Below are 548 nucleotides of genomic sequence, written 5' to 3' on the forward strand. Positions count from 1 at the left end.
CGCTTGCCAGGGCGCGCGCCGCACTGAGTGCGCCCCTCGCGCGCCGAGGGTCGGCGGGTTCGCCCGTCCGGTGGCGGCGGCCCTCGCTGTGCACCAGCACACCCGGCGAGAAGGGACGCAGCACCAGGGCGTCCAGGCCGGGCGTACCGCGCAGTTCGGGGGAGGCGGTGCACAGCGGTCGGCCGATCCGGTCGAGCCGGAACCCGTCGACCTTCTCGGTGGACATGCGGCCGCCCACCCCCGAGGCGGCTTCCAGGACAAGGACGTGCGTACCGGCCCTGGTCAGGTGCTGGGCGGCCGAGAGTCCCGCGACCCCGGCTCCCACGATGACGACATCCGCGTGCGCGGCCTCAAGCACGTGTGCCTCCGGCGGTTGGGCGGCTGACGGCTGGGGGCCTCATGCCCCCAACGCGCTCCCGGAATACCTGAGTTCGCGTCGAGGGTAGGTGTGGATCGTGGGCGCGGGGCCCGCGCGGCGGGGCGGCACGGGAGCATGGGGCGGGCGCCGGGTGCGCCCCTGGCGCAGCCTCAGTCCCTGGCGTCGCCGG

Annotated in this window: 1 protein-coding gene; it reads right to left on the reverse strand. The window is 75.9% G+C overall.

Annotated elements, in window-relative coordinates:
* Window positions 1-358 (reverse strand): FAD-dependent oxidoreductase (locus G3I40_RS26735; protein WP_164304719.1); only part of this gene is annotated, 358 nt, incomplete at its 3' end.
* Between the last annotated feature and the right edge of the window lie 190 nt (window positions 359-548).

Source organism: Streptomyces sp. SID14478, assembly GCF_010548525.1.
Classification (GTDB): Bacteria; Actinomycetota; Actinomycetes; order Streptomycetales; family Streptomycetaceae; genus Streptomyces.